Origin of the sequence: Caenimonas sedimenti, from assembly GCF_007833165.1 — a bacterium.
In the GTDB taxonomy this organism is placed as follows: Bacteria; Pseudomonadota; Gammaproteobacteria; order Burkholderiales; family Burkholderiaceae_C; genus Ramlibacter; species Ramlibacter sedimenti.
This window is the reverse complement of the sequence record NZ_VOBQ01000032.1, coordinates 1-16915: the sequence shown is the minus strand read 5'-3', so window position 1 is coordinate 16915 and position 16915 is coordinate 1. Positions and strand designations below refer to the sequence as shown.

Sequence of the window (16915 nt, the reverse complement as noted above, 5' to 3'; positions counted from 1 at the left end):
AGAAGCGGGCGCCGCCCCTGCAACCGGAGTAGCCCGGAATCGCGGAGTTCACATGTTGAGCGCCCCCGTGCCGATGGCCAGCGAAGCTTCGCGTATCGCCTCGTAGAGCGTCGGATGGGCATGGGAGATGCGGCCGATGTCTTCGGCCGAGGCCTTGAACTCGATGGCCATCGTCGCCTCGCCGATCATCTCGGAGGCGTACGTGCTGATGATGTGAACACCCAGCACCGCATCCGTCTTCTGGTCGGCCAGGACCTTCACGAACCCGGAGGTGTCGCCGTTTCCAAGTGCGCGGCCATTGGCGGTGAACGGGAACTTGCCCGCCCGGAATTGAACGCCGGCATCCTTCAATTCCTGCTCGGTGCGGCCGACCCAGGCCACCTCCGGACTGGTGTAGATGATCGACGGGATGGCGTCGTAGTTGACGTGCCCCGCCTGGCCTGCGATGCGCTCCATCACCATGACGCCCTCGTCTTCGGCCTTGTGGGCCAGCATGGGCCCCCGCACGACGTCGCCGATCGCATAAACGCCGTCGACCGAGGTACGGCAATGCGCGTCCACATCCACGAAGCCACGCTGCGTGGTTTTCACGCCAAGGGTCTCCAGCCCGAATCCGGACGACGTTGGGACTCGGCCGACCGCGACCACGAGCTTGTCACAAGCCACGGAATGGGCCGTGCCTTGGGCGTCGACATAGGCGAGGCCGAGCGATCCGTCGCTCGCCCGCTCGACGCCGGTCACACGGGCGCCGAACCGAAAATCCATACCCTGCGCCGTGAGCAACTTGAGCATCTCGCGCGCGACGTCCGCGTCGCACATGGGCAACAACTCCGGCAGCGCCTCGACGACGGTGACCTGCGCGCCCAGCCGGCGCCAGACCGACCCCAATTCGAGCCCGATCACACCGGCTCCGATAATCGCCATGCGGCCCGGAACGGAGCGCAAATCCAGCGCGCCCGCGTTGTCGCAAACGTCCACATTGTCGACTTCGATGCCGGGCAGCTGGCGAGGAAGGGATCCCGTGGCGATCACGAGGTTGCGGGCGGTCACCTCCTCGGTGGAGCCAGACCGCGTGACGGCCACTGTGAAGACGCCATCCGTGCGCCCAACAATCGTCGCCCGGCCCTTCAGGTAGGCAACCTTGTTCTTGCGGAACAGGTATTCGATGCCTTGCGCCATCTTGGTGACGATTCCGTCCTTGCGCGCGATCATGGCCGGCACGTCCATCGTGGCGCCCGCCACGCGGATGCCATGCGCGAGGGCGTGCTTCTGAATCTTCTCGAATTCTTCGCTCGACGACAGCAGCGCCTTCGACGGGATGCAGCCGACGTTCAGGCAGGTTCCGCCGGGTCGCGGCTCTCCTTTCGGGTCCGCGTAGGGGTTGGCCTCCACGCATGCGACTTTCAGGCCGAGCTGGCCAGCCCGGATCGATGCGATGCAGCCGCCCGAGCCGGCGCCGATCACGAGAACGTCAAGAGGGGAGTCTTGTGTCATCTGCGGATAACGCCGTCGTAGAAAATCTTCCAGCTGCCACTGTCACGGGTCCAGTATTGGCGTCTGACCTGTCCGCTGCTCGCCGCTGTAGCGGCCCCATCGTTGAAGGTGACCACCATCGTTTCGCTGGATCCTTCCTTCCAGGAAAGCAGCGAGAGATCGCCGGGCCCTCGCGCGCCTTGCTTGACGGCGGCTCCCAGTGCCGCGGCCGGTATCGCATCGCGCACGTACATTGTCCGCAGCCGCGCCATGTCTCCGGTTTCCTTGGCTTGGCGCCACGCGTCGAGCTCTGATCTGAAGCCGAGCCGCGGGCTCTCCAGTTGCGGCGCTTTCAGCCACTGGAGAGACTGGGCAATGACGACCGGCGTGCCGACGTCCACGGTCCGCAGGATGCGGCTCAGGTCGGGGTTGGCCAAAACAACGCAACCGTCGCTCGCCTTGGGCGCCCGGGCGAACTGGCCAGGTGGCGCACCATGGATCCAGATGCCGCGGCCCGTGCGTCCGCTGCGTATGTCATGGCGATTCGGATAGTTGATGGGCAGCGCTCCCGCCCCGTAGAAGTCGCGCAACGTCTTCGGGTCCAGATTGCTCACCACGAAGTACACGCCGAGCGGGGTGCGCTGGTCGCCCTCGACTGCCTTGCCCACCCCGAGCTTTCCGACCGATACATAGAAGTGCTCGACAAGCTTCAGTCCGGCGGGACCATTCTCGAAAAGATACAGGCGCGCTTTGGCGGTATCGATCGCGATCGCATGGCGCTGGGAGGCAGACAGCTGGACGAACTGAGATGGCATTGTTCCGGCGGGAGCCAACTCGCGGTGCGCTCTCAAGCGTAGCAATGCCTCCTCGCGCATCGCGGCAAGCGTGACCGCCGAACCTTCCGACGCCCGCATTTGAACGTCACCGAGCATCGTGATGGGACCGCTGCGGGCAGCAAGAAGATCGCCGTAGACCAGCTGCGCAAGCTGGAAATTCGGGTGATCACGCACCAGAAGTTCCGCGCTGGCCAAGGCCTCTCGCGAGCGAGCGGCCGCGACCAGCTCGTAGATATCCAGCAGTCGCCGCTCCGCGGCTGCTTCCCCCCGCGCAGATGTCGCCTTCAGGCCTGGTTTTGCAGATCCCCAGGCAGCCGAGGCCAAGCCGAAGCCGAGGCTCAGCGAAACGAGGGCGAAAAAGACGGCGCGCATTGGTACGGTAGGGCAATGAGGACGGAGCATTCTAGGCAGCGCCCGCTCAGCCAAGCCAATCTCCCCATGGCCGGGCAGCCTGCGGCGTTCTTCGCTTGACCTTGTACCGACTACATGGTCTCTAATGGACGGCCCTGCGTCACCCTGCACTGCCCAAGCCATGAAACGAAGACTTTTTGCTGCTTCCATCCTGACCCCCATGGCCACCTGGTTGGTGCCCGCGAGGGCGCAGGATCGCCCTGTCGAGGGCCGGAACTATCTGGTCCTGCAGTCGACGCAGCCCACGCGTGACGCGCGGCAGGTGGAGGTTTTGGAATTCTTCGCCTACAGCTGCGGGCACTGCAACAGCTTCGAGCCCATGATCGACGCGTGGCAGAAAAAGCTGCCGCGCGACGTTCTGTTTCGCCGTATCCCGGTGGCGTTCCGTCAGGACCTCGTGATCCACGCGAAGCTGTACTTCGCGATCGAGACACTGGACCTTGTAGAGCAACTGCACCCCAAAGTGTTCGCGGCCATTCACACGGGACGCCAAAAGCTGGACACGCCCGATCAAATCGGAAATTTTGTGGCGGCCCATGGGGTGGACCGCGTGCGTTTCCTCCAGGTGCTGGACTCCTTCGGCGTCGCGGCGAAGGTGAAACAGGCCGCCGGGCTCGCGACCGGCTATGCGATTGAAGGCACGCCTTCTATTGGCGTGAATGGCCGCTGGCTTACATCCGGCTCGCTGGCCGGATCGAACGCGAAATCCCTTTCCGTGGCCGAGTACTTGCTGAACCTGGCGCGCAAGGGCGGCTAGTGGACGACGACGACGAATTTTCGGCGATGGACCTTGCGTCCAGCAACGCGCAGGACCGCAGGATCCTGTGGTACGTGCTGCTGATCAACCTGGCACAAAGCGCGCTCGGAATGGGCGTGGGGGTGTGGGCGTCCTCGACCGCGCTAATCGGGGCGGCCCTGGACAACTTGGCGGACGCGTCGGTCTACGCCGTGGGCATTTACGCCGTCGGCCGCAGCGTTCGCGCCAAAGTGATGGCCGCTCGGCTGTCCGGGTGGTTGCTGATCGGCCTGTCGATCCTGCTGGTCGGCGAGGTCATCCGCAGGTTCATGGGGTCGGAGGCGCCGATCGGTCCGGCCATGATGGTGATGGCTGGGTTGAACGCGGCGATCAACCTGTACTGCCTGCGCCTGCTCAAGCGCCACAAGGGCGAAGACGTCAACTTCAAGGCATCCGCCATCTTCACGAGCAACGACTCGATCGTGAACATGGCGATCCTCGCCAGCGGGATCCTCGTACTGTGGCTGGGCTCGAACGTGCCGGACCTGATCCTGGGCATCGTTTCGGCCCTGTTTGCGGCCAACGGCGGCAGGGAAATCCTGGAGCACGCCCGGAAGGCTTCAAGCGCGGCTTCCGGTGCCGTGGCACCGTGAAGCCGACAGCAATGGCCATGTGCATGAGCGTGAACTGATCGAGATCATTGGAGAGTCGAGCTATGGATACCACCAACACAAAATCGTGCGGTACCGCCGCATGTGAATCGCTGGCCAGCCAGCCCCTGGTAGGCTCGGCGCAACCAGCGACCGACACCGTCTTCTACATCGAGAAGATGGATTGCCCGAGCGAAGAGCGGCAGATCCGGCAGCGTATCGGCGAGATTGTGGGCGTCGAGGCGCTCGGGTTCGACCTGCAGCAGCATCGACTCACGGTGACACACCGTCTGGCCGACGTGTCACCCGTGACCGCGGCGCTCGTCGAGCTTGGATTGCCGCCCGGCGGGCAAGAAGAAGTGCGCACGGAGTCGTTCCACGTTCCGCGCATGGATTGCAAGAACGAAGTCGTGCAGATCCGAGAGCGGCTGGAACAGATCGCTGGGGTCGAGGACTTGCGCTTCGATCTCGCGCAACGTGTTCTGACGGTCGAGCACCGCTTGCCCAATGCCGTTCCGCTCGTCGATGCGCTTGCAGCCCTGGGCATGCCTGCGACGCCGCACCAGCCAGCCGATCTGCCGGTCCGATCCACCTTCCATGTGCCGAAGATGGATTGCCGCAATGAGGAGCGGCAAGTGCGGGAACGGTTGCAAGGCACGGCCGGCATCGAGGACCTGGAATTCGACCTGCCGCAACGCCTGCTGACGGTTGTCCACCGGCTGCCGGATACAGGCGCAGTTGTCCGGGCCTTGACGGAAATTGGAATGCCGCCAGCGGACGCGCAGCTGCCATCGCCGACACCAACGCCGACACCGACGCCGGATGGATCCGCAGGCGCCTCTTTGCGCACCGACACCTTCCGCATCGAAAAGATGGACTGCCCCACGGAAGAGGGCCTGATCCGCAAGCGGCTGGGCTCACTCGAGGGGGTCGACAGCCTCGATTTCAATTTGATGCAGCGGAAGCTGACCGTGCGGCACGCCTTGCCATCGACCGAGACGATCGTTACCGCGTTGAAGGACATCGGATTGCCGCCGGCGGAGGCAGTTGCATCCGCGATCGGCGGCGCGCAGCGCAGCGTCTATCGGATCGAGAACATGGACTGTCCGACCGAAGAGGGCTTGATCCGCGACAAGCTGCAGCACATGCCGGGGGTTCAGTCCCTGGACTTCAACCTCATGCAGCGCAAGCTGACGGTGTCGCACACGGTGCCGACCGCCGACGTGGAGTCCGCCTTGCACTCGATCGGCATGAAGGCCGTGCCGGAGGCAGGCGGTGCTGACACCCAGGAATCGCCCAAGCCCTCAGTCAGCAAGCGGCAGTGGGGCTTGATGGCTGTATCCGGCGTGAGTGCCGGCGTGGCCGAAGCCATTGCATTCAGCACGGGGAATGACTCCGCCTGGCCGGTCATCGGCCTCGCGCTGGTCTCCATCGCCACCGGCGGTTGGCCCACGTACAAGAAGGGCTGGCTCGCGCTCAAGAGCGGCATCCTCAACATCAACGCGCTGATGTCGATCGCGGTGACCGGTGCGATCCTCATCGGGCAGTGGCCCGAGGCGGCGATGGTAATGTTCCTGTTCGCGCTGGCCGAGGTCATTGAAGTGCTCTCGCTGGACCGCGCCCGCAACGCGATCCGGGGCCTGCTGGCGATGGCGCCGGAGCAAGCCACCGTGCAGCAGCCCGACGGCAGCTGGCTGGAGGTGCCCGCCAAAACCGTGGCCGTGGGCCAGCTCGTTCGGATCCGGCCGGGCGAACGCATCCCGCTGGACGGCATCCTGGAGAGCGGCCAGTCGGCGGTCAACCAGGCCCCCATCACGGGCGAGAGCATCCCGGTGGCAAAGGCCACTGGCGACACCGTGTTCGCCGGAACGATCAACGAAACCGGCTCCTTCGTCTATCGGGTGACGGCCGAGGCCACGCACTCCACACTGGCGCGCATCATCAAGGCGGTCGAGGAGGCCCAGGGCAGCCGCGCGCCCACCCAGCGCTTCATCGACCAATTCTCCAAGGTCTATACCCCCGCAGTCTTTGCAGTCGCACTGGCGGTCATGCTGGTGCCGCCCCTCTTCTTCGGGGCGGCCTGGATGGACTGGGTCTACAAGGCGCTGGTGCTGCTGGTGATCGCCTGCCCTTGCGCCTTGGTCATCTCCACGCCAGTGACGGTGGTGAGCGGCCTTGCAGCGGCGGCACGCCGCGGGATCCTGATCAAGGGCGGCGCTTACCTGGAGCAAGGTCGCCAGCTCCGATCTCTCGCCCTGGACAAGACGGGCACCATCACGCAAGGCAAGCCGGTCGTCACCGACGTCGTGCGCATCGGGTCCGATGAAGACGAGGCACTGCGCTTGGCGGCCAGCCTGGCGACCCGTTCCGATCATCCGGTCTCCGGCGCTGTAGCCGCGCACTGGCGTGACAAGCGCGGCCAGACGCTGGCGGAGGTGGACGATTTCGAGTCACTCACCGGACGCGGCGTCAAGGGCCGCGTGGGCGGGCAGTGGTACTACCTCGGCAGCCACAGGCTGCTGCAGGAACTGGGGATCGACAGCGCGCCCGCGGAAGCCGCGCTGAAGAAGCTGGAGGGGGAAGGCAAGACTGCCATCGCCATCGCGAGCCAGAACGAGGCTTTGGCCGTCATCGGGGTGGCGGACACCGTCCGCGACTCCAGCCGGGAGGCGATCCGCGAACTGCACGCCCTGGGGGTGCGCACGGTCATGCTGACCGGCGACAACCAGCAGACGGCCAGCGTGATCGCCCGCGATGTGGGCATCGACGATGCGCGCGGCGGCTTGCTGCCGCAAGACAAGCTCACGGCCATCGACGCCGAGCTGGCCGCGCACGGCACGGTGGGCATGGTTGGCGACGGCATCAACGATGCACCGGCGCTGGCCAAGTCGAGCATCGGCTTCGCGATGGGCGCAGCGGGCACCGACACCGCGATCGAGACCGCCGACGTGGCTCTGATGGACGACGACCTGCGCAAGATCCCGCAATTCATCCGCCTGAGCCGAAAGACGGGGGCGATCCTGAAACAGAACATCGTGCTCGCGCTGGGCATCAAGGCAGTGTTCCTGGTCCTCGCACTGACGGGCACCGCCACCCTGTGGATGGCGGTGTTCGCGGACATGGGAGCGAGCCTGCTGGTGGTGTTCAACGGCTTGCGGCTCCTGAAAACGCGCGGCGCCTGAACGACCATGGGCGCTGCCGACGCGGGACTGCTGCGGCACTGGGTGTACGACTGGGGCGGCCTCAACACCCAAATGATGCTGTGGACCAACCGATCCGTGTCGGTGGACTGGATCGTCCTGGCTCGAGCGCTCTCGGCAATCGGCAGCTACTGGGGCGCGCCGCTCGTGGGCGTGTTGCTGCTGGGCTGGCAGGCCGTAAAGCGCTCCGAACCCGCTGCGCTGGCGCCGTTCCGCTTCGGAGTCGGCTTCCTGGTCGCCATGCTCCTGGCCTGGACGGCAAAAGCCGCGTTTGCCATGCCGCGGCCGTCGGACCTCTATGCCAACGACATGGCTCGGGTGGTTGGCGCAGCCGATAGTCTCCACGCGTTTCCCAGCGGCCATGCTGTCTATACGGCGGCCGTTGTTGCCTGCCTCTGGCCTCTGGGTTCCTGGCCGTTCCGGCTGCTTCTGCTCGCGCTCGCCGCAGCCGTCGGCTGGTCTCGCGTGGCACTGGGTGCGCATTTCCCGGTGGATGTGGTTGGCGGCTTCCTGCTCGGCGGCGCTTGCGTCGCAGCGACCCATGGATGGGCCGCGTCGTTGAAGCGAGCCGCTGACGGGTGGGGAGCCACGCGATGAGATTCGGGTTTGCCGCAGCCCTGCGCCTGGCTGGCCGCATCGACGCCGTCAACCGCCAGATGGCGTTCGCCGTGCGCTGGGGCCTGCTGGCCAATGCCGTCCTCATCGCCGGCAATGCGTTCAGCCGCAAGCTGCTGGGCGTGGCGTCTTCGTCCATGTACGACGTGCAGCCGCACTTCTTCGCGGCGGCGGTGCTGCTGATGGCAGCGTTCGCGCTGCAGCGCGACGAGCATGTGCGCATCGACGTCTTCTCGGGATGGCTCGGGCCGCGGGGCATGGCCTGGCTCGACCTGGTGGGGACTTTCGTCGTGCTGCTGCCGCTCTGTGTGGTCGCTGTCTGGGTGACCGCGCCGGAATTCGCGCGGTCCTTCGCCAGCGGCGAAACGCGCGGCAGCCGCGAAAGCCTGAGCACCTTTCCCGCGTGGATCATGAAGGGGATGATTCCCCTGGGATTCCTTTCGCTGGGCGCGCAAGGCATCGCCGAGGCCGTGCGATGCATCGCCTTCCTCGCGGGGGCGGCGCCGGCCCGGCGCGTTGCGCAAACCGTGCAAGGCGGCCGTCCATGAGTCCCGAACTCATCGCGCCTGTCATGTTCGGCACGCTGGTGGTCGTGCTGATGGCCGGGTTTCCGGTGGCTTTCTCGCTGGCGGCGGTGGCCGCGGTGTTCGGCATCGCGGGGGTCGTCAGCGGCGCGTTCACGGCGCCCTTTCTGCTGAACATGCCGCTGCGCGTGCAGGGCGTCTTCAACAGCGACAACTTCCTCGCAATTCCAATGTTCGTGCTGATGGGCCTGATCCTGGAGCGCACCGGAATCGCCGAAGACACTCTCTTGGCCCTTGGCCGCCTGTTCCGCAAGCAGCCGGGTGGCTTGCTGGTGGCCACCCTTGTGGTGGGCTCCCTGCTATCCGCTATCACGGGGTTTGTATCGGCGTCTGTCATCGCCATGGGCCTGATCGCGCTGCCGACAATGCTCAAGGCGGGCTACGACGCCAAACTCGCCACCGGCTCGATCGCGGCTGCCGGTACGCTGGCGCAGATGCTGCCGCCCAGCCTGGTTCTCATCGTTCTGGCCGAGCAGGTGGAGGTGCCGCTGGTGGAGATCTTCCACGCGGCCCTGTTGCCTAGCGCCATGCTGGTCGGGTTGTACCTGGTGTACGTTGTCGCCGCAACCCGATGGCGCCCGGGGCTGGCGCCTCCTTTGATGGACGGCGCCACCGCATCCGTGAGCGCGTGGAAAGAGGCCGCTGTGGCGGCTGGTGTGCCGTTGGCGCTCATCCTGGCCGTCCTTGCGTCGATCTTCTTCGGGATCGCCACCCCGACCGAAGGCGGTGCGGTGGGCGTCTGCGCGGCGCTCCTGATCGGGCTGGCAAAGCGCCGCCTGAGCCGGCAGCGGCTCTCGGAGGCGCTTACCAACGCGGGTGTCCTGTGCTCGAGCGTGATCTTCCTGCTGTTGGGCGCGTCCTTCTTCATGCTTGTGTTTCGCGGTTTCGACGGCCAAGTCTGGATCGAACAACTCTTCGCACACCTGCCGCAGGGACAGCTGCCATTCCTGCTGTTCGTCTGCGTCGGCATCTTCCTGCTCGGATTCTTTCTCGACTTCTTCGAAATCGCCTTCATCGTCGTGCCCCTGATCGCGCCGGTGGCGCGCAAACTCGGCATCGACATGATCTGGTTCACCGTCATCGTGGCGGTCGTTCTGCAGACATCATTCATGCACCCGCCGTTCGGCATCGCGCTGTACAACCTGCGAAGCGTGGCGCCGCCGGAAGTTCGCACATCCGACATCTACCTCGGGGCCATCCCGTTCCTGATACTGCAGATGGTGATGGTGGGCATCCTCGTGGCGTTTCCCGGGATTGCCAGCACGCCGCCGCCGGCAGCCACGCTGACTGACAAGCAGGTGGAGGACGCGCTGCGCCAGACGCCCGAGCCGACTGCCGAACCCCCTTCAGACCCGATCCCGACCAAATGAATATGCACTCCCACCGCCAAGCTCCCTGGTTCGCGCTAGCCTGCGCAGTGCTGATCGCGGACCAGTCCGTCAAGAGCTACATTGATGCGACCACGCCGCTGGGCTGGTCTTCCGCGCTCACGCCCTTCTTCAATCTGGTCCATGTGCTCAATCCGGGCGCTGCATTCAGTTTCCTGGCGGGCGCGGGCGGCTGGCAGCGCTGGTTCTTCCTGGCCATCGCGGTGGCCGCATCCGGCTGGCTGATCTGGATGCTGCGGCATCCGCGGCCACGTCTGGAGTCGCTGGCATTCAGCCTGATTCTCGGCGGCGCACTGGGCAATGCGTTCGATCGGGCCGTGCGGGGTCAGGTGATCGACTACCTGGACTTCCACCTGCGAGGCTGGCATTGGCCGGCCTTCAACCTGGCCGACATCGCCATCACGCTCGGCGCGGTGTGCATGGTGCTTACAGCGGTCGGCGGCTCACGCGAGCCGCAGGAGCAGGAGTAGGCATGACCGGATCTGCATCGCGGCGGCAGCGGCGCAAGCTCGTCGCTGCACGAGCCGATCCCAAGCTGGAGAGACGCCGCGTGGCCTTGGTGTTCGGCATCTTTTTGCTGGTGGGCGTTCCCGCAGCCGTGCTGGTTCAGTGGAAAATCCAACAGCGGCCAAAGCCTTTCCAGTTGATAGACGTCAGCGGCGCCGACTACGCGCGGGGTTTCCAGTTGCCCGACCAGAACGGCGTCGTTCGTGGCCTGCAGGACTTCAAGGGCGAAGTCGTCGCTGTGTTCTTCGGCTTCACGCAGTGCCCCGACGTGTGTCCCGCGACCATGACGGAACTCGTACAGGCCAAGAAGCTGATGGGGGCGCAGGGGGCCAAGCTGCGCGGCATTTTCGTCACGGTGGATCCGGACCGCGACACCGCCCGAGTACTCAAGGCCTACCTGGGCAACTTCGACCCGGCGTTCTTGGCGCTGCGGCCGAACCCTGAGCAACTGGAACGCACCGTGGCCGAATTCAGGATCCACGTTCGAAAGAATCCGGGCGTCTCGCCAATGTCCTACACCTTGGACCACACGGCCGCGAGCTTCATCTATGACCCGCAGGGGCGGCTGCGTCTCTACGCGCGCCATGGCGCCGGCGCTGCTGCGCTGGCCGCCGGCGCCAAGTTGCTTCTGGACGGCGCGTGATGGATTCATCGCGTTCCACGATGCCGAATCTCATTCGGCGCCACTGGCTGCTCGGGCTGGGCCTGTCGCTCGCCGCGGGTCTGGGCGCGCTGGTGTACCGCGTGTCATCGGGTGTCCCTCCCCTTGGTGCGGCCGCGAGCGGGTTGCCGATCGTGATGCGCGCCGAGCCCTTGCCGTTACCGGAGCTGCGTGTGCTCGATGGCGCTGGCCGGCCGGTGGAGCTTTCGCGGCTCAGAGGCAAGCTGATTCTTCTGAACGTCTGGGCCACCTGGTGCCCGCCATGCCGCCAGGAGATGCCTTCTCTGGATCGCCTGCAGGCGCAGCTAGGGGGCGCGGACTTCGAGGTGATGGCCTTGTCCGTGGACGCCGGCGCGAAGGGGCTCGACCTGGTCAAGACCTTTTATGCGTCGGAGGGAATCAAGCACCTTGCCATCTACCAGGACGCCGAAGCTGCGGCGATCTTCAAGCTGAAGGCGGTGGGCGTTCCCACGACCTTGCTGCTGGACCGGCAAGGCCGCGAGATCGGCCGAATGAGCGGCACGGCGGAGTGGGACTCGCCCAAGATCGTTGAGGCTCTCAAGGCGCTGCAGCGCGCAGGGCAGGCGCAATGACGATCACAGCTACTGGCGTCGAGCCCAACGGCGCCTTCGCCGCTGGCGTGGTGTCTTTCCTTCGCCTTGCGTGCTCCCGCTTGTTCCAGGCTACATCTGGCGGCGCCTTCACAGGTCGCAGGCTGCAGCACCAGCACCTTCTGCGCCGTCTCGGCGGGCCACTGCAGGTAGCAGGGGGTGTCGTGCTTCTTGTCATGGGTGCGGCGATGATCACTGGCCATATCGGCCTGTTTGCAATTTGGATGCTGCGCGCGCTTCCTTGGCTCGGCCAGTTGGGCTAGAACTAGTTGGAGATAGCGATGGACACTTACAGGATTTCCGACGCGGAGCTTCTGCGCGAGCAGCGAGGCGTGGTCCGCGGTTCTGTGGCAGCCATCGCGCTCAGCGCAGCCGTGCTTGGCGCGGCCCATTTCGTGCTGCCCAAGCTCGTTCGATTCCCAGGCGGCGACATTGAGTCCGCCCTCAACTTCTGGGCGGGTGCCAGCCTCTTCGTCGTGCTTTGGGTCATCTTGGGCATTCGGCTGGTGTCGCAAGGACGGCGGCACTCTGCATTGGACATCCGAGGGTCCGCCTTTGCCCCGCCGAGCGAGCGCATTGCGGTCCAGGCCGCGTTCTTGCAGAACACGCTGGAGCAGGCAGTCGTCATGATGGTCACGCACTTCGCGATGCTTATGCTGCTGCGGGAGTCGGTGATGCCGCTGATCGCAGCCTCGGTCGTTCTGTTTTCGTTCGGGCGACTCTCCTTCTACCGCAACTATCCAAAAGGAGCGGCGGCACGAGCGTTCGGCATGGCGCTGACGGCGGTGCCGAGCATTGTGGCCTTCGTCGCGGCGCTGCTGGCCTTGGTTCATCAAATCTGGCAGTGACAATCCTGCCGTGAGCCGAGAGTCTTCGGAACTATGAAGTGACTTGAAGGTTCATGGTAAAGTGTGTACCGTTCACAAGGGGTACCACACGCATGAAGATCGGAGAGCTTGCAAAAATCACCCAGACCCAGGCCGAGACAATCCGCTTCTACGAGCGGGAAGGCCTGTTGCACGAACCTCCACGCAGCGAAGGCAACTACCGCCTTTACGGCAGCGAGCACTTGGAGCGACTGGCGTTCATCAGGCATTGCCGCTCGCTAGATATGACGCTCGATGAAATCCGCGCCTTGCTCGCGTTTCAGGACGCACCGCGAGAAAACTGCCACGCGATCAACGACGTGCTGGATGAACACATCGAACATGTTGCTCGGCGCATCCGCGAGCTCCGGGAGTTGCAGAAGGAGCTGAAGGCGCTTCGCGAACAGTGCGACGGAGTAGCTGCCGAATGCGGAATCCTGGACGGACTGAAGAGTGTCAACCTGCGCAAGGCTGGAGGGCACGGCGTGCATTCGGTGGGCCACCGCAGGCCGCCGCCCCAAGGTTCGCGCGCTGCAAAACCGAGCGCGAAGGCCAGGGGTTAGCTGCCGCGTCTGTCCCCGATAGCCCGGCTAAATGCGACGATGCCACACAGCAAGCATCTGCCGGTGCAGCGTGGCTTGCTAGTTCTTTTCCCCGCATTTGAAAGGACTCCAATGAAATTCCGAACCATCGCCATCGCTGCTGCCCTGGCCGCCAGTGGCGCGACCTTTGCCCAGAAAGAAGGATGAGCACACCACGTCCAAGCACGGTGGCATCTGGATCTTTGTAACCGCCGTCGCTTCGAGCTTGTCGCGGACGTGCTCGAGATCGCAATCGAGCGCCTAGATCTCGTACTCGCGCTTGCCGCGAGCGGCTGCGCCTCATCCGTATACAAGCGAAAGTACGCGTCGGAGGATGGGCGGCGAAAAGAAGGTCGGCCTCGCCTCTGAGCTTGGCAGCTTGGCGACAGAACCTCACTCGATCGCCGCAAAAAAATGGCCGCGGCGGAGGTGTCGACGGGCCATTCGCTTCTTCGCGTGCTCCACAACACGTCACCTTGCCCTTGGCGCCTTCGAGCTTGACGGCCTTGCCGAGCTGGCCGACTTACACCGGAAGCAGTTCCAGCGTCGCCACGCCTTCGGACCTCAGTCTTCACGGAGCCGGTATCAGCGAGGAGATCTCCCACGGCTCGGGCTTGGCCGCGATGTCGAACTCACTTCGTAGGGCTTCAACCGGCCATGGAGACCCCTACGGCGGGTTCACGCTTCTGCAAGCGCAGCGCGTCCACGCATCTTTCGCATGCTCTCACCTTTCAGTTGGATGCGATAAGCTTGATGCACGACGCGATCAAGCACGGCGTCAGCAATCGTCGGATCGGGAAACGAGGCGTGCCACTTCTCCGTGGGGTACTGACTCGTGATCAGCAGCGAACCGGTACGCATGCGCCTGTCGACGATGTCCAGCAGCACCTGGCAGGCGTAGGGGGTCATCTCCCCAATGCCGAAGTCGTCCAGGATCAGAAGGTTAGGCGTGGTGAGGGACGTCTTCAGCTTCGAGACCGTTCCTTCCATGGAGGCCTCCACGATGCTGGTGTAGAGGTCCGCCGCCTTCTGGAACCAGACCTTCATACCCTGCCGGCACGCTTGATGCGCAAGCGCGCAGGCGAGCCAGGTCTTTCCGACGCCCGTGGGCCCGACCACGATCAAGTTGTGTTGCCGTTGAATCCATCCGCAGCCCGCCAGAGACGACACCAGGGCCTTGTCCAACCCCCTCGATGGCCTCGTGTCCAAGTCTTCGAGCGATGCCGCCTCGGGCAAATTCGCGGTCTTCACCAAGCGGCTCAGCTTTCGCGTGCGCCTGGCCGCACACTCCGCTTCGAGCAACAGACCGAACCGGTCGTCGAAGTTCAGATCGTGCAGCTTGGGCGTCTCCTGCTGCCGCTCGTAGGCCTGGGTCATCGCGTTCAGGCGCAGCTCGCGCATCTGGTGCGTATTCTGGATGGACGTGCTCATTGAGATTCTCCGAAGTAGTCTGGGCCGCGCAGGTTCTGGTGCATCGGTTGAGGTTGCGGGTTCGGCCGCGGCCGCAAATCGGCCTGCGTTGACAGAATGGAAGTGATGTTGCGCAAGGAAGTCATGTTCAGCGGCAGCGCGTAGGAACAGACCGCTTCGAAGCGCTCCTCGCCATAGGTGCGAGCGAGTTCTCGCATCTTGCGAGCAGCGCGCAGGCCGTTCACCGGGTCGCTGCGGTCTTCCAGGTGGTACCGGATCATCTTGGCCGAATTGGGACCGACGCCGTTGCTCCATGCCTGCAGCGAGGCGGGCTCACCCTCCAGCACGCGTTGGTGTGAGAGCGGCCGGTGCTCGGTCAAGGTGCTCGCCTCACCCGGGCGATCCTTCAGCGCGTGAAGCGCCACCCGACGGCCACCTCGGAAGATTTCCAGGACCTGCTTGGTCGAGCGCAGGTCCACTCGCTCGCCGGCGAGGTAGCACGGCACGGAGTAGTGGCTACGGTGATGCTCGACGTGGTAGTCGTCGCCGACGCGAACCTGGTAGCGCCACTCGCACAGCTCGAAGGCTACTGCGGGCAAGGGTTTGAGCTGCCCCCGTTCGGTCTGTTCAAACCGCAGTCGCCTCGTGCCGTCCAGCTTCTTGAATGGGTGGTCGTTGAGCGCTACAGTGAGGCGTTGAATCTCCGCGTTGAGTTCGGTGAGGCTGAAGAAGACCCGGTCGCGCAGACGGAAGAGAATCCATCGCTGCGCGATCTGTACGCCCACCTCGACCTTGCCTTTGTCCCGCGGCTTGCGAGCGCGGGCCGGCGCAGCGGCCGTGCTGTAGTGGGCAAGCGCCTCGCGGTACGTGGGATTCAGAACGATGATGTCGCGCTCGCGCCGCAACACGGCGGCTTTGAGGTTGTCGCTGACGACCCAGTTGGGTGCGCCCCCGAGCGCGTGGAAGCAGTTGACATTGCACTGGACCCAGTCCGGCGTTGTCTGCGTGGCAACTGCTTCAACGTACGTGTAGTTCGAGTAGCCAAGCACCGCCACGAAGACCTGGGCGTAGATCGACTCGCCGCCGTTGGCATCGCGTACCTCGACGGTGCGGCCCGCGAAGTCGGTGAACAGCTTCTCGCCCGGCCGATGGACCTGCCGCATGACGACATGCTGTCTCTTGCGCCATTCTCGGTAGCCGACGCTGAACTGCGTGTACCCCACGCCCTCTGGGCATGTTTCGCGCCACTCCTGCCATAGCTGCTCGAGGGTTGCATCTGGGCGCTGCATCTCGGCGTGAACATGACCCCAGTCCGGTATGGGCTTGCGCTGCGCGATCGAGCGATCATGCGTCTTCAGGGCACGACGCCAACCCTCGTCATCCAGGGCCTGCAGATCAGTCCAGGTGAGTTGCTGTGCGCGCAACAGGTTGCGCAGATCGCCCACCGTGGTGGGCGAGATCTGCATCGAAGCACCGATCGCTCGGTTCGATGTCCTTAAGTCGTAGAAGTGCAGCCGCGCGATCTCGCGCTGCTGCTGTATGGGTAGCCGCATGTGGGCGCATCTCCTATGCGACACGGGAGTGCGTATCGCCAGAGCGAGTTTCCCCATCGAGCCCGACGCTTGACGCGTCGCGCTACGCAGCCGATACTCCAGCCATCCAAGTTTCCGACTCTTCAGCCTCGGCTGAGGAACAAGGGCCCGGGCGGCAACCCGGGCCTTTCCTTATTCTGGGGGGGACGAATTAAGGGGCTAGCGTGTGCCGCCTCCTTTCTGAAGCGACCCAGCCAATGCGCATCGGCTGACCGCGTTGCCGAAATGACCACGGTTGCCGATTCGGCAACGTGGTCACATCATTCGAAGCTGGTGGACGAGAGTGGAGCTGGAGCGCGCAGCGCTCAATCAGCTTTGCTCTCATGTGCAATTCGCGAGTTCGCGCCGAGCGGATGACTTGCGCGCTCTACTAGCCAGCGCTCGACCTCTGACCGAAGGAACAGGCGCCGCCGCCCGACCCTGAAGGACGGCGGCATCTCGTTGCCCGCGGCGAGGCGGTTTCGCGCGGTGTCGTCGGTGATGTGGAGCAGCTTGCTCACATCACTGATGGTCATCGTTTCCATGATGGTGCCTTGTCATCTCATCCTATCGGGGACGAGGACATTCGACACCTACCTACGTTGGTAGTGCGCCGGCGCAACAGTTTGCTTGACACCATTTCCGAACTGAGACTGCACAACCCTGAGGGGATTAGCAGATGCGGCCAAACTTATCCACAACCGTCGGGCCGCGCGGGGTTATTCACAGTTGAAAGACCGTCTGAGGGTGATCAGCACGCCGAACATGGAAGTCAGAACATCCGAACAGCCTGATCAGATTGGTCGAATTCCGCA

The 16915-nt window shown here is 64.5% G+C and carries 18 protein-coding genes; 13 read left to right on the top strand and 5 right to left on the bottom strand.

The window, feature by feature from the left end; genetic code table 11:
* Positions 1–48 precede the first annotated feature (48 nt).
* Positions 49–1494 carry a dihydrolipoyl dehydrogenase gene (gene lpdA, locus FN976_RS28205; protein ID WP_145897340.1) on the bottom strand — a complete coding sequence of 482 codons (1446 nt, stop codon included), beginning with the start codon at positions 1492–1494 and terminating at the stop codon, positions 49–51.
* Positions 1491–2681: a L,D-transpeptidase family protein gene (locus FN976_RS28200; RefSeq protein ID WP_145897338.1), complete on the bottom strand. Its 1191-nt coding sequence runs from the start codon at positions 2679–2681 to the stop codon at positions 1491–1493. Before FN976_RS28200 ends, lpdA begins: the two co-directional genes overlap by 4 nt.
* Positions 2682–2880: 199 nt before the next feature.
* Here FN976_RS28200 and FN976_RS28195 point away from each other — a divergent pair, with 199 nt between their 5' ends.
* The 13 genes from FN976_RS28195 to FN976_RS29300 all read left to right on the top strand — a co-directional run bounded on the left by FN976_RS28195 (position 2881) and on the right by FN976_RS29300 (position 13287).
* Positions 2881–3477: a thiol:disulfide interchange protein DsbA/DsbL gene (locus tag FN976_RS28195; RefSeq protein WP_255440888.1), complete on the top strand. Its 597-nt coding sequence runs from the start codon at positions 2881–2883 to the stop codon at positions 3475–3477.
* Positions 3478–3503: 26 nt separating this feature from the next.
* The gene (locus FN976_RS28190) at positions 3504–4109 is read left to right on the top strand and encodes a cation efflux transmembrane domain-containing protein (protein ID WP_145897371.1); all 606 of its coding nucleotides are present in this window, start codon (positions 3504–3506) and stop codon (positions 4107–4109) included.
* Positions 4110–4171: 62 nt separating this feature from the next.
* Positions 4172–7288: a heavy metal translocating P-type ATPase gene (locus tag FN976_RS28185; protein ID WP_145897333.1), complete on the top strand. Its 3117-nt coding sequence runs from the start codon at positions 4172–4174 to the stop codon at positions 7286–7288.
* Positions 7289–7294: 6 nt separating this feature from the next.
* Entirely contained in the window at positions 7295–7903 is a 609-nt protein-coding gene (locus FN976_RS28180) for a phosphatase PAP2 family protein (RefSeq protein WP_255440887.1), read from the top strand.
* Positions 7900–8469, top strand: coding sequence for a TRAP transporter small permease subunit (locus FN976_RS28175; RefSeq protein WP_145897331.1), 570 nt, complete (start codon positions 7900–7902; stop codon positions 8467–8469). The genes FN976_RS28180 and FN976_RS28175 overlap by 4 nt, the downstream gene beginning before the upstream one ends.
* Positions 8397–9875: a TRAP transporter large permease gene (locus tag FN976_RS28170; protein WP_349291428.1), complete on the top strand. Its 1479-nt coding sequence runs from the start codon at positions 8397–8399 to the stop codon at positions 9873–9875. The genes FN976_RS28175 and FN976_RS28170 overlap by 73 nt, the downstream gene beginning before the upstream one ends.
* Complete coding sequence (gene lspA / locus FN976_RS28165; protein ID WP_145897327.1) at positions 9872–10363, top strand: signal peptidase II; 492 nt, start codon at positions 9872–9874, stop codon at positions 10361–10363. Before FN976_RS28170 ends, lspA begins: the two co-directional genes overlap by 4 nt.
* An 80-nt stretch (positions 10364–10443) precedes the next feature.
* Positions 10444–11043 carry an SCO family protein gene (locus FN976_RS28160; RefSeq protein WP_255440886.1) on the top strand — a complete coding sequence of 200 codons (600 nt, stop codon included), beginning with the start codon at positions 10444–10446 and terminating at the stop codon, positions 11041–11043.
* A gap of 20 nt (positions 11044–11063) precedes the next feature.
* Positions 11064–11654 (top strand): TlpA family protein disulfide reductase, encoded by a 591-nt coding sequence (locus FN976_RS28155; protein WP_222432901.1) that lies wholly within the window; start codon positions 11064–11066, stop codon positions 11652–11654.
* Positions 11651–11935 carry a hypothetical protein gene (locus tag FN976_RS29305; protein WP_145897321.1) on the top strand — a complete coding sequence of 95 codons (285 nt, stop codon included), beginning with the start codon at positions 11651–11653 and terminating at the stop codon, positions 11933–11935. Before FN976_RS28155 ends, FN976_RS29305 begins: the two co-directional genes overlap by 4 nt.
* Before the next feature lie 18 nt (positions 11936–11953).
* Complete coding sequence (locus tag FN976_RS28145) at positions 11954–12520, top strand: MAPEG family protein (protein WP_145897318.1); 567 nt, start codon at positions 11954–11956, stop codon at positions 12518–12520.
* 92 nt (positions 12521–12612) lie between these two features.
* Positions 12613–13101: a Cd(II)/Pb(II)-responsive transcriptional regulator gene (gene cadR, locus FN976_RS28140; protein ID WP_145897316.1), complete on the top strand. Its 489-nt coding sequence runs from the start codon at positions 12613–12615 to the stop codon at positions 13099–13101.
* 39 nt (positions 13102–13140) lie between these two features.
* Complete coding sequence (locus tag FN976_RS29300) at positions 13141–13287, top strand: hypothetical protein (protein ID WP_222432900.1); 147 nt, start codon at positions 13141–13143, stop codon at positions 13285–13287.
* 510 nt (positions 13288–13797) lie between these two features.
* On the opposite strand, the gene istB is transcribed toward FN976_RS29300, so the two are convergent.
* The 3 genes from istB to FN976_RS28125 all read right to left on the bottom strand — a co-directional run bounded on the left by istB (position 13798) and on the right by FN976_RS28125 (position 16645).
* Complete coding sequence (istB, locus tag FN976_RS28135; RefSeq protein ID WP_145897314.1) at positions 13798–14550, bottom strand: IS21-like element helper ATPase IstB; 753 nt, start codon at positions 14548–14550, stop codon at positions 13798–13800.
* Positions 14547–16082, bottom strand: coding sequence for an IS21 family transposase (gene istA / locus FN976_RS28130; protein ID WP_145897312.1), 1536 nt, complete (start codon positions 16080–16082; stop codon positions 14547–14549). The genes istB and istA overlap by 4 nt, the downstream gene beginning before the upstream one ends.
* A 344-nt stretch (positions 16083–16426) precedes the next feature.
* On the bottom strand, positions 16427–16645 hold the full coding sequence (locus tag FN976_RS28125; RefSeq protein ID WP_145897310.1) for a helix-turn-helix domain-containing protein: 219 nt from the start codon (positions 16643–16645) through the stop codon (positions 16427–16429).
* Positions 16646–16915: the final 270 nt, after the last annotated feature.

What these genes read in the sequence shown, in the direction of transcription:
- FN976_RS29300 (WP_222432900.1), top strand. Translation starts at nt 13,141, where the DNA reads ATGCCACACAGCAAGCATCTGCCGGTGCAGCGTGGCTTGCTAGTTCTT.
- cadR (WP_145897316.1), top strand. Translation starts at nt 12,613, where the DNA reads ATGAAGATCGGAGAGCTTGCAAAAATCACCCAGACCCAGGCCGAGACA.
- FN976_RS28185 (WP_145897333.1), top strand. Translation starts at nt 4,172, where the DNA reads ATGGATACCACCAACACAAAATCGTGCGGTACCGCCGCATGTGAATCG.
- FN976_RS28125 (WP_145897310.1), bottom strand. Translation starts at nt 16,645, where the DNA reads ATGGAAACGATGACCATCAGTGATGTGAGCAAGCTGCTCCACATCACC.
- FN976_RS28180 (WP_255440887.1), top strand. Translation starts at nt 7,295, where the DNA reads ATGGGCGCTGCCGACGCGGGACTGCTGCGGCACTGGGTGTACGACTGG.
- lspA (WP_145897327.1), top strand. Translation starts at nt 9,872, where the DNA reads ATGAATATGCACTCCCACCGCCAAGCTCCCTGGTTCGCGCTAGCCTGC.
- istA (WP_145897312.1), bottom strand. Translation starts at nt 16,082, where the DNA reads ATGCGGCTACCCATACAGCAGCAGCGCGAGATCGCGCGGCTGCACTTC.
- lpdA (WP_145897340.1), bottom strand. Translation starts at nt 1,494, where the DNA reads ATGACACAAGACTCCCCTCTTGACGTTCTCGTGATCGGCGCCGGCTCG.
- FN976_RS28195 (WP_255440888.1), top strand. Translation starts at nt 2,881, where the DNA reads ATGGCCACCTGGTTGGTGCCCGCGAGGGCGCAGGATCGCCCTGTCGAG.
- istB (WP_145897314.1), bottom strand. Translation starts at nt 14,550, where the DNA reads ATGAGCACGTCCATCCAGAATACGCACCAGATGCGCGAGCTGCGCCTG.
- FN976_RS28145 (WP_145897318.1), top strand. Translation starts at nt 11,954, where the DNA reads ATGGACACTTACAGGATTTCCGACGCGGAGCTTCTGCGCGAGCAGCGA.
- FN976_RS28155 (WP_222432901.1), top strand. Translation starts at nt 11,064, where the DNA reads ATGCCGAATCTCATTCGGCGCCACTGGCTGCTCGGGCTGGGCCTGTCG.
- FN976_RS28190 (WP_145897371.1), top strand. Translation starts at nt 3,504, where the DNA reads ATGGACCTTGCGTCCAGCAACGCGCAGGACCGCAGGATCCTGTGGTAC.
- FN976_RS28200 (WP_145897338.1), bottom strand. Translation starts at nt 2,681, where the DNA reads ATGCGCGCCGTCTTTTTCGCCCTCGTTTCGCTGAGCCTCGGCTTCGGC.
- FN976_RS28170 (WP_349291428.1), top strand. Translation starts at nt 8,397, where the DNA reads ATGCATCGCCTTCCTCGCGGGGGCGGCGCCGGCCCGGCGCGTTGCGCA.
- FN976_RS28175 (WP_145897331.1), top strand. Translation starts at nt 7,900, where the DNA reads ATGAGATTCGGGTTTGCCGCAGCCCTGCGCCTGGCTGGCCGCATCGAC.
- FN976_RS29305 (WP_145897321.1), top strand. Translation starts at nt 11,651, where the DNA reads ATGACGATCACAGCTACTGGCGTCGAGCCCAACGGCGCCTTCGCCGCT.